We start from the raw sequence: 13,918 nt of genomic DNA, 5'->3' as shown, positions 1-13,918 counted from the left end.
CGTCTGCAACCGGCCGCTTCGTCTTTTGCTGTCAGTCGTCGTCCTTTTCGCTGTCGATCGTCTTTTTGGACAAGTCCGCAAGCGCTGCGGCAGCGCCATCCCGGTTGAGCACGTCGAGCGTTGCGCGAACCCGTTCAGCGTTCTTCCCGCCATGAGGATTATATGCGACCGGCGTCATCGCTGCGCGTGCCTCCGGAACCTTGCCGTCGCGCAGGTAGATGCGGGCGGCGAGCAGGCGTAGTGTCAGGTCGAACGGTGCCAGCGCCGACGCATATAGCAGGCCGGACTCGGCACTTTTCGGTGCCGTTTCGCCGCTTGCAGCGAAGCTTTTGTAGTACAGCATCAACGGGGCCGGATCCTCGTTATCGAACTTGTTCCCGGCGATGTAGTAGCGGCGGATCGCCTGCCATCTCTTCCTGTCGGTCGCCTTTTCGGCTTCTGCGGCGGCCTGCAATGCCATACCCTTGTAAAGCGTGGCATGCGTTGACTTGGGATTGGCGGCCAGCGCCCTGTCCGCGGCGGCGGCGGCCTGCGCGTAATTCTTTACGTCATATTCCGCCTCGGCCAAGGTGTTCTGTGCGGCCGGGTCGGCGGGATAGGATTGAGCAGCGCGACGGGTCTGCACGACGACCTGCTGGGCCGCCTTGTCATCGACGCCAGCATTGGAACGTATACGCATCGGCATGGTTGCTGCCTCGCCGGCGCTGACCGCACGGACGGTGACCGGGGCGATCGTCAACTGATCCCCGGGAATCGTGATCGACGGAAAGGTCGGGCGCTTGACGTAGGACGTGAGTTTGATGTCGAGGGCGTTCAGGTTGCCGAAAACCTTGGTGGCGTCCTCGATAGATTTCCCGTCGTTGATTGCCGTTATGTATTCGGCAAGCTGCTTTCGACGGGTCGGATCGAAGGTGAGATAGTCCGTCAGCAGCCACCCGCGGCTGTACAGCACATATGTCTCGGCATCCGACAGCTTGCCGGGATCGGGCTTGAGGAGCTTTTGCATCGGCATGGTGTTCATGGCCGCAACGCCATAGGTGCGGTACAGCGGCGGCGCACCGAAGGTCACGCTGCCGTCATCGCCGAACTTGGCAGTGGCGTGAAATTCGGCAAAACCCTCGACGAACCATTTTGGGAAAATGGCGCTGGGCCAATCGTTGAACATGAAATGATGGGCATATTCATGCAGCAGAACGGCCTGCGCGCTGATGCCCGTCGATCCGCCATTGATCCGTCTTGGAACATAGGCCGTCGATCCGCTGGCACGGGGAATGTAGAAGCCCGCAACATTGCCGCCACCCGAATGCAGCCGCTGAACGTCGTCGATATCGTCGAGCACATAGACGGTGACACGCGCAGCAGGGCCACGCCGGCTGTCGGGGACGCCTCGCAACATCCGCACGGCCTTGTCGAACTTTTCGAGGCGGGTCGTGAAATCCTTCACATGCTCCGCCGTATCGTCGGAATAGACGACGAAGTGTTGTGAACTGGCCTCGTGCCATTCGGCACGGGCACCGCTGGCGACAAGGAGGCTCGTTGTCGCCAGCACCAGTTTCAAAAGCATATAATGTCGTCCCCACGATCCCGCGTGTCGCGATTCTATGGGGCTTGCTTTTGGTCTACAAGCGAGGATTCACAGGAAGTTGTAGGGATCGACATCGACCGCGACGCGGACCTTGGGCGACCATTGCAGCGCGCCCAGCCAGTCGCGGATGACGTCCTGCACGTCGAGCGCGCGGCGGGCGTGGACGAGGAGGCGGTAGCGATGGCGGCCGCGCAGCATGGCGAGCGGGGCGGGGGCGGGGCCGTAGACGTGCATGCCATCGACCTCGGGCGCGGCGCGGGCGATCCGGGTGGCGGTATCCTGCGCGGCGGCCTGATCCTCCGACGACACGATGATCGCGGCGTAGCGGCCGAAGGGGGGCGCGCCGGCGTCGCGACGCGCCTCGGTCTCGGCGTCGTAGAAGGCGTCGGCGTCGCCGGTTATCAGCGCCTGCATGACCTGCGCCTTGGGACTGGTCGTCTGGATATAGACATGGCCGGGCTTTGCGCCGCGACCGGCGCGGCCCGAAACCTGGCGGATCTGCTGGAACGTGCGTTCGGCTGCGCGCAGATCGCCACCATCGAGGCCGAGGTCGGCGTCGACCACCCCGACCAGCGTCAGGTTGGGGAAGTGATAGCCCTTGGTCACCAGCTGCGTGCCGACGACGATGTCGATGTCGTGTGCCTCCATCCGCGCGACGAATTCCGCCGCGCGCGCCGGGGACCAGATCGTGTCGGAGGTGACGATGGCGGTCTTGGCGTCGGGGAACAGCGCGGTGACCTCATCGGCGATGCGTTCGACGCCGGGGCCGCAGGCAACCAGCGTGTCCTCCTCGTGACATTCGGGGCAGACGCGCAGGGTCGGCATCTGGTGGCCGCAATGATGGCAGGCGAGGCGGTGGCTGAGGCGGTGCTCGACCATCCAGGCGGTGCAGTTGGGACACTGAAACCGGTGGCCGCAGGTGCGGCAGAGCGTCAGCGGGGCATAGCCGCGCCGGTTGAGGAACAGCAAAGACTGTTCGCGCCTGGCCAGCGTCTCGGCCATCGCCTTAACCAGTTTGGGCGCGAGCCAGCGACCACGCTCGGGCGGTTCGTGGATCAGGTCGATCGCCTCGATCGTCGGCATTTCCGCCACGCCGTAGCGGCCGGGCAGCTTCAGTTCGGCATAGCGGCCGGTGACGACCTGCTGTCGCGTCTCGATCGCGGGGGTGGCGGATGCGAGGATGACCGGGCATCCCTCGAACTTGCCGCGCATCACCGCGACGTCGCGCGCGTGGTAATGGACGCCGTCCTCCTGCTTGAAGCTGGTCTCGTGCGCCTCGTCGACGACGATCAGGCCGAGATTGGCGTAGGGCAGGTACAGGGCCGAGCGCGCACCGACGGTGACCAGCGCCTGCCCGGTGGCGATCGCCCGCCACGCGCGGCGGCGCTGGGTCGAGCGCAGGCCGCTGTGCCATACGACGGGTTCGCAGCCGAAGCGATCGTGGAAGCGTTTCAGGAACGGTTCGGTCAGCGCGATCTCTGGCAGCAGGACCAGCGTCTGGCGGCCGTCGCGGATGGCCTGGGCCACCGCCTCGAAATACACCTCGGTCTTGCCGGAGCCGGTGACGCCGTCGAGCAGGGTCGGCTTGAAACTGGCACCGGCGACGTCGGCGACCAGCGTGTCGGCGACCGCGCGCTGGTCGGACGACAGCAGCGGCTGGCCGTGGGTCGGGTCGGGCAGCGGAAACGGGCTGTCGACGTCGACGCTGACGCCTTCGAGCGCGCCGGCCTTCACCAGTCCGCGGATCACCGCGTCGGACACGTCGGCGACCTGCGCCAGTTCGCGGATCAGGCCCTGGCGGTCGCCGATCCGGTCCAGCGCCTGTTCGCGCTGCGGGGTCAGGCGGGGGGGGATGGTGCCGGTCGCGCGGTATTCGGTCGCGGTGCGCGCACCCTCCAGCGCCGACGTGCTGGCCAGCGTCATGCGCAGGACGGCGGCAGGCGCGGCGAGGTAATAGGCGGCGGTCCATTCGACCAGCCGCCGCAACGGTGCGGGCAGCGGCGGCACGTCGGCGACGGCCAGCAACGGGCGCAGGCGGTTGTCGCCGACCTCGGCATCGGAGGGCATGCGCGCCTCCTCCCACACCACGCCCAGCAGCTGGCGGGGGCCGAGCGGCGCGACGACGACCGACCCCGGCTCGACGGCCATGCCGTGCGGCACGCGGTAGTCGAGGGGGCCGAGGGCGGCGTTGAGGATCAGGACACGGGCACGCGACATCGCACCGGCATATGGCGACGCGGGCGGCGATCGACCAGCCCGCAACGACGCGGGACGGATCGTCGCATCAGGATCAGGCCACGGGGCGTCCTGCGATCCGCCGGTCCCCGATCCGCTGCTTCTTGGCCGCGTACAGCGCGCGGTCGGTGGCGCCGACGAAATCGGCGGCGGTGGCGAAGTGATCGGCGAACAGGACCGCGCCGACCGACCCGGCCGTCGCGATGGTCAGGCCGTCGAGCGTGACGGGCACCTGCAACTCCGTCCTCAACCGCGTGGTCAGCAGGTCAAGGTCGGCGAGCAATTGCGGATCGTCGATCAAAATCGCAAACTCATCGCCACCAATCCGCGCGGCGAAGCTGCCGCGAAGCCACGGATTTCCAAGGCGGTTGCCGACCGTACACAGCACGGTGTCGCCGGCGAGATGGCCGAAGGTATCGTTCACCGCCTTGAACCCGTCCATGTCGATCAGGACGAGGGCGAGCGGCGTGGCGTTGGCACGGGCGCTCGCGATCGCGGCGTCGATCGTGCGGTTGAAGGCGGCGCGGTTGCCGATCCCGGTCAGCTCGTCGGTGTCGGCGGCGTGGCGCAACGCCTGCTGCATGGCATGTTCGTCGGTGACGTCGCGCGAAACGCCGGTGATGGCGATGGCGCGGCCGTCGCGATACTCGATTTCCGCCGTCGACCGCAGTCGCCGACGGCGCCCCTTCGCGGTGATGATTTCGGTTTCCAGCGCATAGGGCGTGCCCGTGGCGAGCGTGTCGGCCAGCTTTTCGCGCATAAGGACCTGATCCGTCGGCGAATAGAAGCCATAGGCGCGGCGGGCCTCGATCGACCCGTCGGGTTCGAGGTCGTGGATACGGTACTGCCCGTCCGACCATTCCAGGATCTGGCCGGCAAAGGCGACGCGCCATGACCCGATCATCGCCATGCGTTCGGCCTGGTGGAAGATGCGGTCCTTGCGGCGCAGTTCGATCGCCTGCTGCTCGTTTTCGCGCGCAACCGCCATCGCCTGACAGGCGGTGGCCCGCGCGGCGATGAGCGCGTCGACGAGCGAGGCGAGGCCCGACAACATGGTCCGGTGCGCTTCGGAAAAACGCCGTGGCACCCGGTCCAGCACGCACAGGGTGCCGATGGCGTGGCTGACACCGTGGGCGTCGATGCCGTGGATCGCGGTCCCGGCATAGAAGGCGATCGGCGAACCGTCGGCGAAACAGGCAGAGCCGATGCGCGTGTCGACGGATCCGTCCTCGATCACCAGCACGCCGGGTTCGGCGATGGTCTGGTTGCAGATGGCGTCGCTGCGCCGCATTTCGCAGTGCGCGGTGCCATGGGCCGCCTTGATCCAGTATCGGTCGCGGGTGATGAGCGAGATCAGCGCCACCGGGCAGCCGAGCATCGTCGCGGTCAGCTGCGCGATGGTGTCGAACTGCGATTCCACAGGCGTGTCGAGCAGATCGAGCGCGTCGAGCACCGCGACACGCAGCGCGTCGTCGCGTTCCCGTCGGCGGCCGGAAGGAGCATCGAACATCATGGGGTGGAGCTAGGCCGCAAGGTTTAACATTCTGCCTACGTTGGCGGGTCGCCGGTGGTGGTCGTGGCCGTGACAAGGGGGTAGGGTGACGGCCATGACACCGACCGATCCGGCCAAAGGCCCAGCCGCCGGTTTTGCCGCCCATCTGCTACGGGATCGTCGGCGATCCGTCCACACCGTGCGCGCCTACCAGGCGACGGCCGAACGCCTGCTGGCGTTTCTGGCACGGCACCGGGGAGTTGATGCGCCGTCACTGGCGGAGGTGACGTCGGGGGATTTGCGTGCCTATCTGGCGGTCCGGCGGGGCGAGGGGCTGGGCAATGCGTCGGCGGCGCGGGAATTGTCGGCGGTGCGGGCTTTCCTCGCCTGGGCGACCGGTGAAGCAGGCGTGCCCCGGCTGCGTGGTCCCAAGGTGAAGCGGGGATTGCCGCGGCCGGTGTCGCCCGACGAGGCGATGGCGCTGGCGGCGGCGGTGGCGGAGGATGCGGCGGTGCCGTGGGCGGGCGCACGCGACTGGGCGATCCTGCTGCTGCTGTACGGGGCGGGCCTGCGCATCGGCGAGGCGATGGCGCTGACGGGCGCGGTGCTGCCGCTGGGCGAGACGCTGCGCGTGACGGGCAAGCGCGACAAGACCCGGCTGGTGCCGCTGCTGCCGCAGGTGCGCGGCGCGATCGATGCCTATGTCGCGGAGACGCCGTGGAGCATCGGGCCGGACACGCCGCTGTTCCTGGGGGTGCGGGGCGGGGCGCTGTCGCCGGCGATCGTGCGGCGGGCGGTGCAGGCGGCGCGCGGGCGGCTGGGCCTGTCGGAGCGGGCGACGCCGCATGCGCTGCGGCACAGTTTCGCCACGCACCTGCTGGGACGCGGGGCCGACCTGCGCGCGCTGCAATTGCTGCTGGGGCATGCCAGCCTCAGCTCGACGCAGGTCTATACCGGGGTGGATGCAGCGTATCTGATGGACGTGTACCGCGCGGCGCATCCACGCGCCTAACGACGTGCGCGGGGCTTCCAGGTGGCGACGCGCCAGGCATAGGCGGCGGCGATGAGGACGAAGGTCGCGATGGCGACCGGGCCGACATAGCGATCAATCTGCTGGAACCGGGTGTCCAGGAACAGGCCGGCGGCGGCGAGGATCGTGTTCCAGATCGCCGAACCGGCAAAGGTCCACAGCAGGAACTTCCAGCGCGGCATGCAGGCCATGCCGGCGGGCAGCGAGATGATCGTGCGAAAGGTCGGCATGAAGCGGAACACGAAGATCACCCAGCCGCCGCGCTTGCGGAAGAAGTTGCGCAGCTTCTGTACATCCTCCCACTCCAGCGTCAGCCAGCGGCCCCAGCGGTCGATGAACGGCTTGAGGCCCTCATAGCCAAAATGCCGGCCCAGCGCGTACCAGAAATAATTGCCGACGGTGGTCCCGAGCGTGCCGGCGGCGATGAGCAGCCACAGGTTCATGTGACCGCGCGCGACCGCCATGCCGCCAAGGCCCATTATGACCTCCGACGGGATCGGCGGCACGACGTTTTCGAGCGCCATCAGCAGGAAGATGCCGAAATAGCCGCCCCAGGCGATCAGGTCGATGATGAACTTGGTCATGGGGGCGGGCGCTCTGGGTGGTGGTTTCGGGGGGTAGAATGTTTGGGGCGGCGGTTCGGGTGCGGGGGCGTCCCCAGCCGTTCGTCCTGCGTGGTCGTCGAGCGTGTCGGAGCGGCGTATCGAGGGACGGGTTCCGCGTCCCGACCTGTCCTTCGATACGGGCCTTTCGATACGGGCCTTCGACGGGCTCAGTCCCTGCTCGGGACGAAGGGGCGGGAGGCGGGGCGGCGTGCGGCCCGCGACCGCATCACCCCCGCACCTTCCCCTCGATTGCGTCCCAGATCATGCCGGCCACGTCCGTCCCGTCGAAGCGTTCGATCGCGACGATACCGGTGGGGGAGGTGACGTTGATTTCGGTCAGCCACTTGCCGCCGATGACGTCGATCCCGACGAACAGCAGGCCGCGACGTTTCAGCTCCGGCCCCAGTTCGGCGCAGATCGCGCGTTCGGTGTCGGTGAGGTCGGTCTTCACGGCAGAGCCGCCGACCGCGAGATTCGAGCGGATCTCGCCCTCGCCCGGCAGGCGGTTGATCGCGCCGGCAACCTCGCCGTCGACCAGGACGATGCGCTTGTCGCCCTTGGCCACGTCGGGGAGGAACGCCTGCAGCATGTGCGGTTCGCGCCAGGTCATGTTGAAGACCTCGATCAGCGCGGACAGGTTCGCGCCGTCGGCCCCGACCTTGAAGATCGCCTTGCCGCCATTGCCGTGCAGCGGCTTGACGACGATCTCGCCGTGCTCGGCCAGGAAGGCGCGGGCGGCATCGAGGCTGCGCGTCACCAGCGTCGGCGGCATGTGGTGCGCGTAGTCGAGGACGAAGACCTTCTCCGGCGCGTTGCGGACCTGCGCCGGGTCGTTGACGACCAGGGTCTTGTCGGCAATCCGCTCCAGCAGGTGGGTGGCGGTGATATAGCCCAGGTCGAAAGGCGGATCCTGCCGCATCAGTACGACATCGGCCTCGTCGCCGAGGTCGAGATCGACCGGGTCGCCGAAGGTGAAATGGTTGCCCGGTTCGCGCCGGACCGTGACCGGGTGCGCGCGGGCCCACAGGCGGCCGTTCGACCAGTTCAGATCTTCGGGACCATAATGGAACAGGCGGTGGCCGCGGGCTTGCGCCGAGAGCATCAGCGCGAAGGTCGAATCGCCGGCAATGTTGATGGAGTCGATCGGGTCCATCTGGACGGCGACGGTCAGGGTCATGCGGCTGGTCCTATCGGTTGCTGGCACGCGAGGTAGGGGCGCTGGCGGCGATTGTCACGGCTGCCACGCATTCTCGATGTGGCGGGGGCGGGTGCCGGGGGCCATCAGGATGACGTCGACGCGGATGTCGTCGCCGGGACCGGCATAGCGCGGCATCAGCACCTCCGCCGCCGCGGCGACGCGCGCGAGGCGGCGTTCGTCGATCGCGAAGTCCAGGTCGGCGGCGGTCGCGCGGGTCTTGACCTCGACAAAGGCGATCAGGCTGCCGCGCCGGGCGACGATGTCGACCTCGCCCGCCCTGGTGCGCACGCGGCGGTCGAGGATCTGCCAGCCCTTCAGTCGCAGCCACCAGCCGGCGAGCCGCTCGCCACGCCGGCCGGCGGCTTCGGCGGCGGCGCGGTTTCGGGGGGCGGACGGGCGGCGTGGCAGGACGGGATCGGGCATGGCGGCCATGGTGACCTACCAGGGTCGATGCCTCAAGGGGCGGGTGATGCCGTATCGTCTGCGTCGGTCCACAGCCACGCCACCGCATCGCTTTCCTGGTCGAAGGTCCGGTGCTTGTCGCTGACGGTAAAGCGTTTCGCCTGCAATTTGTGCAGGGTGCCCGACACGAGCAGGGCGATCTTGCGCGACGGTGAGTCGGGGCGGATCATCCTGCCCAGTTCGGAAACGGCGTTTTGCGGCAGGATGTATTTCCGGCTCATGTCCACGATCGTCCGGAACTCGCCGGGCGTGGCGCCGGCGACGATCATGCCGCGGATCGTCGTTGCGACATCGGTCGTGAATCGTTCGACCAGCGGCAGGTCCCAGTTACCCGTAAGATTGATGCGCAGGAAGTTGCGCGCGGGATCGGTTTCGAAACTGTAGGATCCGTCCACCATCCTTGTTTCCCTGGAAAACGAGGCTTCTTCGCCGAACGCTATCACCATCGGGATTAAAAAATGGTGCTGATCCACGTTAAAGCCGGGTCAGCCCGATTTCAGCGCCATCGCCCGCGCGTACAGGGTTTTGCGGTCCAGGCCGAACGCCCTGGCGACTTCGCCGGCGGCTTTCGAGACGGGAAGGCGGGTGAGGGCCTCGGCGAGGGCCTCGTCGGCATCCTCGATCCGCGCGGGTTCGGGGTCGCCGGGGGGGGCGACGACGATGGCGATCTCGCCGCGCGGGCCGCCATCGGCGTAGCGTGCGGCGAGCGATGACAGCGTGCCGGTGACGGCCTCCTCGAATTTCTTGCTGATCTCGCGGGTCACCGCCGCCTCGCGGTCGCCAAGGCCCGCCGCCAGCGCGGTCAGGCAGGCGGAGAGGCGCGGGCCGGATTCGTAGAGGACCAACGTGGCGCGGATGCCGGCGATTTCGGTGATGGCGTCGGCGCGCGCTTTTTCTTTTGACGGCAGGAAACCGCAGAACAGGAACCGGTCGGTCGGCAGGCCGGCGAGCGTCAGCGCGGCGACGGCGGCGCAGGGGCCAGGGATGGTCACCACCAGATGGCCGGCGGCGCGGGCGTCGCGGACCAGCTTGTAGCCCGGGTCGGAGATCAGCGGCGTGCCGGCGTCGGACACGAGCGCGACCGATTCCGTTGCCATGCGGGCGATCAGGCCGGGGCGAACGCCCTCGCCGTTGTGATCGTGATAGGGCTGCATCGGGCGCTTCACGCCGATGTGGCGCAGCAGGCCGGCGGTGACGCGGCTGTCCTCGACCGCGACGACATCGGCGCGCGACAGGATGTCGGCGGCACGGGGAGACAGATCGCCGAGATTGCCGATTGGCGTCGCGACGATGTACAGACCGGGTTCTAGTGGGGCGTTCATCAGGAGCAGGGTAATGGCAGAGGCCATGACGATTTCCAAACGGGCATATGGGCGCATGATCGCGATCGGCGGCGTGCTGGCGTTGTCCGCCTGCCAGACGATCGTTCCGCGCGGGCCGGTCGAGCGACCGGACCAGCGCCCCACCACGCGCCCGCAGCGCCCCGCACAGCCGCAGGTCGAGACCAATGTGACCGGTGACACCACGCGCAACCGGGTCGCGCTGCTGGTGCCCCTGTCGGGCAGCAATGCGGGTGTCGGCCAGTCGATCGCGAATGCGACGATGCTGGCCCTGCTGGACACGCGGACCGAAAAGGTGCGGATCACCAATTACGACACCGCCGGCGGCGCGGCGGCGGCGGCGAGCCGCGCGATCGCGGAAGGGGCGCAGCTGATCCTGGGGCCGTTGCTGGCCGAGGATGTGCGCGCGGTCGCGCCGATCGCGCGGGCGGCGGGCGTGCCGGTGGTCAGTTTTTCCAACGACGCGGGCGTCGCGGGCAACGGCACTTACCTGATGGGCTATGCGCCGGCGCAGTCGATCGCGCGGGTGGTCGATTATGCCAAGGGGCGCGGGATCACGACCTTTGCCGGGCTGGTGCCGAACGGCCTGTATGGCGAACGGGCGTCGACCGCCTTCCTGCGCGCGGTCGAGAGCAGCGGCGGACAGGTCGTGTCGCTGCAGACCTATGGCCGGACACCGGGCGGGATCACGACGGCGGTCACGCGGCTGGCTGCGAAGGCTCCGTACGGCGCGGTGCTGGTGGCCGATGGCGGCAACACCGCCGCCGCCGCCGCGCCGCAGGTCCGGCGGGTCAGCGGGCCGACGACGCGGCTGCTGGGCACCGAATTGTGGAATTCGGAAAGCAGCATCGCCGCCAAGCCGTCGCTGAACGGGGCGTGGTTCGCGAGCGTGTCCAACACGTTGTACCGGCAATATGCGACCAAATATCGCGCGCGGTTCGGCAGCGGGCCGTACCGGCTGTCGAGCCTTGGCTATGACTCGGTGCTGCTGACGGTGCGGATCGCGCGCGACTGGAAGGTCGGCAGCGCGTTCCCCGAAGGGCGGTTGCGCGACGCGGGCGGGTTCGCCGGAATCGACGGGGCGTTCCGCTTCGGGCGCGACGGGGTCGCTGAGCGGGCGCTGGAGGTGCAGGAGATCAAGGGCGGCACGACGGTGACGGTGTCGCCGGCGCCGACCGGGTTCTGAGGGGGCGCTCCAAAATTGACGTCATCCCAGCGTTCGCTGGGATGACGGTTCCATCAACTGTCGGTGACGACGATCGGCAGGATCGCGTCGAGCAGCAGCGCGCCCGCTTCGGTGACGCGTAGCCGGTCGCCGTCCAAGGCCATGAAGCCCTGCGTTTCGAGTTTGGCGACGGCGGCGAAATCGACCGGTGCGGTGCCGCCATTCAACGCGGCGATGCGGAGCAGGTGAACGCCTTCGCGCAGGCGCAGGCCCATCAGCAACGCCTCTGTCGCGCGGGTGTGGGGGGACAGGGCCTCCTCCGTCACGATGCCGTGGGCGTTGCGGGCGATGCCGGAAAGAAAGTTTTCGGGCTTCTTGTGGCGGACGGTCGCGTGGGCGAGGCGGCGGCCGTGCGCGCCGGGGCCGATGCCGGCATAATCGCCGTAGCGCCAATAGGTCAGGTTGTGGCGGCTTTCCGCGCCGACCTTCGCGTGGTTGGAGGTTTCGTAAGCCGGCAGGCCGGCGGCGGCGGTGGTCGCGCGGGTCAGTTCGAACAGGTCGGCGGCGGTGTCGCCGTCCGGGATGGTCAGGCGACCGGCGGCGGCTTCGGTCGCGAAGCGCGTGCCGGGTTCGATGGTCAGTTGGTAGAGCGAGAGATGTTCGGTGCCGAACGACAGCGCGCGGGCGAGTTCGGCATGCCAGTCGGCGAGCCGCTGACCGGGCAGCGCGTAGATCAGGTCGAAGCTGACGCGGGCGAAATGCTCTTGCGCGGTGGCGAGCGCGGCCAGCGCCTCTGTGGTGCTGTGCGCGCGGTCGAGGAAGCGCAGCGCGGCATCGTCGAGCGACTGGATCCCGAGCGAGACGCGGTTGACGCCGGCCGCCGCCAGGTCGGCGAAGCGCGCGGCCTCCACGGACGAGGGGTTGGCCTCCAGCGTGATCTCGATATCGGATGCGAAGCCCCAGGTGCGCTCGGCGGCGTCGAGCAGCGCGGCGACCGTCGCGGGCGGCATCAGCGAGGGCGTGCCGCCGCCGAAGAAGATCGAGCCGAGCTTGCGGTCGGGCAGTACGCTGGCTTCATGCGCGAGGTCGGCGAGGAGGGCGGTGCGCCACGCGTCCTGGTCCACGGACTCGCGGACATGGCTGTTGAAGTCGCAATAGGGGCATTTCGACACGCAGAACGGCCAGTGGATGTAGAGCGCCAGCGGCTGCGGTTGATCGGGGGTCATGGGCGCGCGATATGGTGGACATGAGGACGATTGGGAAGCTGATGTTGGTCTGCGCGCTGCTCGGCGGGTGCGCGCGGGGGCCGGAGCAGGTGGTCGAGCCGCGGCCATCGGCGGCGCCGGCGTCGCGCGGGGCCGGGTTGCTGCGGGGCGCGATGATGGCGGCGCACAACCGCGCGCGGGCCGCGGTCGGCTTACCGCCGCTGGTGTGGGACGAACGGCTGGCGGCGAGAGCGAAAGCCTATGCCGACACGATGGCGCGGACGGGGCGGTTCGAGCATGCCGACCAGCCGATGGGACCGGGGCGGCAGGGCGAAAACCTGTTCGAGGGCACGCGCGGGGCGTATGCCTATGACGAGATGATCGGATATTGGGTCGCCGAGAAGCGCGATTTCGTCAACGGCGTGACGCCGATGTTCAGCCGCACCGGGCGGTGGGAGGATGTGGCGCACTATACCCAGATCGTGTGGCGCGGGACGACGGCGGTCGGATGTGCGACGGCGGCCGGGGGCGGGCGCGAGTATCTGGTGTGCCGGTATTCGCCACCGGGCAATGTGGTGGGGCAGCGGGCCTTTTAGCCCATTTGGTACAATTGACTTGACATTTCCATGCTTTTTCGGCATCCATCGCTGATGTTGGGAACCGGGGCTAGGTCATGAGGACCGAGTTGGTAGACCTGATGGCCATCGGAAAGCGTTTCCCGCGACTGGCTTTCGATTTCGCAGAAAATCGTCGATCATTGGACAATACTGGTTAGAAAAAAATAAGTTACGTCTGTAAATAGGATTATCTGTGGGCTAGCGACGCTTGAAAAGTTCAAGGAAATCTTGTTTTTGGGTTGCCAGCAGAACAAGCCATCAAGGAATCCTGGTATGAAAACGTCGTTTGCGGCCGCCATTGCCAGTGCCTCTTTGTTAGCGAATCAGGCGGTTGTTGCTCAGTCGGTAGCGACAGCCCCGAGTATTCCCGTCCCAAAAAAATGCACCTTGTCTCAACCCGCTCGCGTTGTAGCTTCGCTTCGCGATATGCCAGATGTCGCAAGTGAATTCCGTCGTATCAAGCTAGATATTGCTGACATCGGAGAAAAATATATTCCTTTCGACCTCCAAGATGAACTGTCACGAGGGCTGCCCCACCGGCAATTCGTACGCGCCTATGTGTTCAAGAACAGGACGATAGTTTGGTATCTCCGCGGAGGTTTCGTCACGAATTTTCACGTTGCAGAGTTGAGAGAGCAAGTCGGACTAAAAAAGGGGGATCCCAATGTTTTGCGACTCACCGGCAGGCACCTTTCCGGACCGCCGTGTGCAGCAACCGAAGCCGTTTTGGCGGGAGTAGATGGCCAACAGGGCTGGTAGGAAAATTAAGTTAATTCGTTGCAATAAAACGATATAGTATGAACCCTGTCGCGACACCCTCCCCGGCGCAGGCCGTGGAGGGTGTCGGTGGGGGAGTTTAGACGGCTTTCGCGGACGCTTTGTCTTAGGGTCAGGACCCATTGATCTGAGCGGCTCGATCTGATTCGGGCTCCGTGAGGAGACCGAGGATGAGCGACCTGTACTGGCTGACCGACGAGCAGATGG

General features: G+C 67.2%; 13 protein-coding genes. 4 read left to right on the top strand and 9 right to left on the bottom strand.

The window, feature by feature from the left end; translation table 11 throughout:
• Positions 1-31: 31 nt before the first annotated feature.
• The 3 genes from ASE75_RS12160 to ASE75_RS12150 form a co-directional block, all read right to left on the bottom strand.
• Positions 32-1,564, bottom strand: coding sequence for a hypothetical protein (locus ASE75_RS12160; protein ID WP_055933948.1), 1,533 nt, complete (start codon positions 1,562-1,564; stop codon positions 32-34).
• Between the two features lie 69 nt (positions 1,565-1,633).
• Positions 1,634-3,802, bottom strand: a complete 2,169-nt coding sequence (locus ASE75_RS12155; RefSeq protein WP_055933946.1) for a primosomal protein N' — start codon at positions 3,800-3,802, stop codon at positions 1,634-1,636.
• Between the two features lie 73 nt (positions 3,803-3,875).
• Positions 3,876-5,330, bottom strand: coding sequence for a sensor domain-containing diguanylate cyclase (locus ASE75_RS12150; RefSeq protein ID WP_162233735.1), 1,455 nt, complete (start codon positions 5,328-5,330; stop codon positions 3,876-3,878).
• Positions 5,331-5,427: 97 nt separating this feature from the next.
• On the opposite strand from ASE75_RS12150, the gene ASE75_RS12145 reads away from it, so the two are divergent.
• Positions 5,428-6,324, top strand: a complete 897-nt coding sequence (locus ASE75_RS12145) for a tyrosine recombinase XerC (RefSeq protein ID WP_055933942.1) — start codon at positions 5,428-5,430, stop codon at positions 6,322-6,324.
• Here ASE75_RS12145 and ASE75_RS12140 read toward each other — a convergent pair.
• The 5 genes from ASE75_RS12140 to rsmI all read right to left on the bottom strand — a co-directional run bounded on the left by ASE75_RS12140 (position 6,321) and on the right by rsmI (position 9,929).
• On the bottom strand, positions 6,321-6,926 hold the full coding sequence (locus tag ASE75_RS12140) for a DedA family protein (protein ID WP_055933940.1): 606 nt from the start codon (positions 6,924-6,926) through the stop codon (positions 6,321-6,323). The genes ASE75_RS12145 and ASE75_RS12140 overlap by 4 nt on opposite strands.
• A 247-nt stretch (positions 6,927-7,173) precedes the next feature.
• Positions 7,174-8,124 (bottom strand): glutathione synthase, encoded by a 951-nt coding sequence (gshB, locus tag ASE75_RS12135; RefSeq protein ID WP_055933938.1) that lies wholly within the window; start codon positions 8,122-8,124, stop codon positions 7,174-7,176.
• 54 nt (positions 8,125-8,178) lie between these two features.
• Positions 8,179-8,568 (bottom strand): YraN family protein, encoded by a 390-nt coding sequence (locus ASE75_RS12130; protein WP_055934501.1) that lies wholly within the window; start codon positions 8,566-8,568, stop codon positions 8,179-8,181.
• Positions 8,569-8,600: 32 nt separating this feature from the next.
• Entirely contained in the window at positions 8,601-9,005 is a 405-nt protein-coding gene (locus tag ASE75_RS12125) for a hypothetical protein (RefSeq protein WP_055933937.1), read from the bottom strand.
• Positions 9,006-9,092: 87 nt separating this feature from the next.
• The gene (gene rsmI, locus ASE75_RS12120) at positions 9,093-9,929 is read right to left on the bottom strand and encodes a 16S rRNA (cytidine(1402)-2'-O)-methyltransferase (RefSeq protein WP_055933934.1); all 837 of its coding nucleotides are present in this window, start codon (positions 9,927-9,929) and stop codon (positions 9,093-9,095) included.
• 13 nt (positions 9,930-9,942) lie between these two features.
• Here rsmI and ASE75_RS12115 point away from each other — a divergent pair, with 13 nt between their 5' ends.
• Positions 9,943-11,133: a penicillin-binding protein activator gene (locus ASE75_RS12115; RefSeq protein WP_055933932.1), complete on the top strand. Its 1,191-nt coding sequence runs from the start codon at positions 9,943-9,945 to the stop codon at positions 11,131-11,133.
• A gap of 53 nt (positions 11,134-11,186) precedes the next feature.
• Here ASE75_RS12115 and hemW read toward each other — a convergent pair whose 3' ends face one another.
• On the bottom strand, positions 11,187-12,338 hold the full coding sequence (gene hemW / locus ASE75_RS12110) for a radical SAM family heme chaperone HemW (RefSeq protein ID WP_055933930.1): 1,152 nt from the start codon (positions 12,336-12,338) through the stop codon (positions 11,187-11,189).
• Between the two features lie 20 nt (positions 12,339-12,358).
• On the opposite strand from hemW, the gene ASE75_RS12105 reads away from it, so the two are divergent.
• Together ASE75_RS12105 and ASE75_RS15550 are read left to right on the top strand one after the other, a co-directional pair.
• The gene (locus tag ASE75_RS12105; RefSeq protein WP_235512719.1) at positions 12,359-12,913 is read left to right on the top strand and encodes a CAP domain-containing protein; all 555 of its coding nucleotides are present in this window, start codon (positions 12,359-12,361) and stop codon (positions 12,911-12,913) included.
• 294 nt (positions 12,914-13,207) lie between these two features.
• Entirely contained in the window at positions 13,208-13,693 is a 486-nt protein-coding gene (locus ASE75_RS15550) for a hypothetical protein (RefSeq protein WP_156340443.1), read from the top strand.
• The last annotated feature ends 225 nt before the right edge of the window (positions 13,694-13,918 follow it).

The organism is Sphingomonas sp. Leaf17 (assembly GCF_001421505.1).
In the GTDB taxonomy this organism is placed as follows: domain Bacteria; phylum Pseudomonadota; class Alphaproteobacteria; order Sphingomonadales; family Sphingomonadaceae; genus Sphingomonas.
The sequence above is the reverse complement of the archived record's forward strand: the minus strand, read 5'-3'. Positions and strand labels throughout refer to the sequence as shown.

Excerpts from the sequence above, each read along its gene's own strand:
- ASE75_RS12160 (WP_055933948.1), bottom strand. The coding sequence starts at position 1,564 with ATGCTTTTGAAACTGGTGCTGGCGACAACGAGCCTCCTTGTCGCCAGC.
- ASE75_RS12115 (WP_055933932.1), top strand. The coding sequence starts at position 9,943 with ATGGCAGAGGCCATGACGATTTCCAAACGGGCATATGGGCGCATGATC.
- ASE75_RS15550 (WP_156340443.1), top strand. The coding sequence starts at position 13,208 with ATGAAAACGTCGTTTGCGGCCGCCATTGCCAGTGCCTCTTTGTTAGCG.
- ASE75_RS12140 (WP_055933940.1), bottom strand. The coding sequence starts at position 6,926 with ATGACCAAGTTCATCATCGACCTGATCGCCTGGGGCGGCTATTTCGGC.
- ASE75_RS12150 (WP_162233735.1), bottom strand. The coding sequence starts at position 5,330 with ATGTTCGATGCTCCTTCCGGCCGCCGACGGGAACGCGACGACGCGCTG.
- ASE75_RS12145 (WP_055933942.1), top strand. The coding sequence starts at position 5,428 with ATGACACCGACCGATCCGGCCAAAGGCCCAGCCGCCGGTTTTGCCGCC.
- hemW (WP_055933930.1), bottom strand. The coding sequence starts at position 12,338 with ATGACCCCCGATCAACCGCAGCCGCTGGCGCTCTACATCCACTGGCCG.
- gshB (WP_055933938.1), bottom strand. The coding sequence starts at position 8,124 with ATGACCCTGACCGTCGCCGTCCAGATGGACCCGATCGACTCCATCAAC.
- rsmI (WP_055933934.1), bottom strand. The coding sequence starts at position 9,929 with ATGAACGCCCCACTAGAACCCGGTCTGTACATCGTCGCGACGCCAATC.
- ASE75_RS12125 (WP_055933937.1), bottom strand. The coding sequence starts at position 9,005 with ATGGTGGACGGATCCTACAGTTTCGAAACCGATCCCGCGCGCAACTTC.
- ASE75_RS12155 (WP_055933946.1), bottom strand. The coding sequence starts at position 3,802 with ATGTCGCGTGCCCGTGTCCTGATCCTCAACGCCGCCCTCGGCCCCCTC.
- ASE75_RS12130 (WP_055934501.1), bottom strand. The coding sequence starts at position 8,568 with ATGCCCGATCCCGTCCTGCCACGCCGCCCGTCCGCCCCCCGAAACCGC.
- ASE75_RS12105 (WP_235512719.1), top strand. The coding sequence starts at position 12,359 with ATGAGGACGATTGGGAAGCTGATGTTGGTCTGCGCGCTGCTCGGCGGG.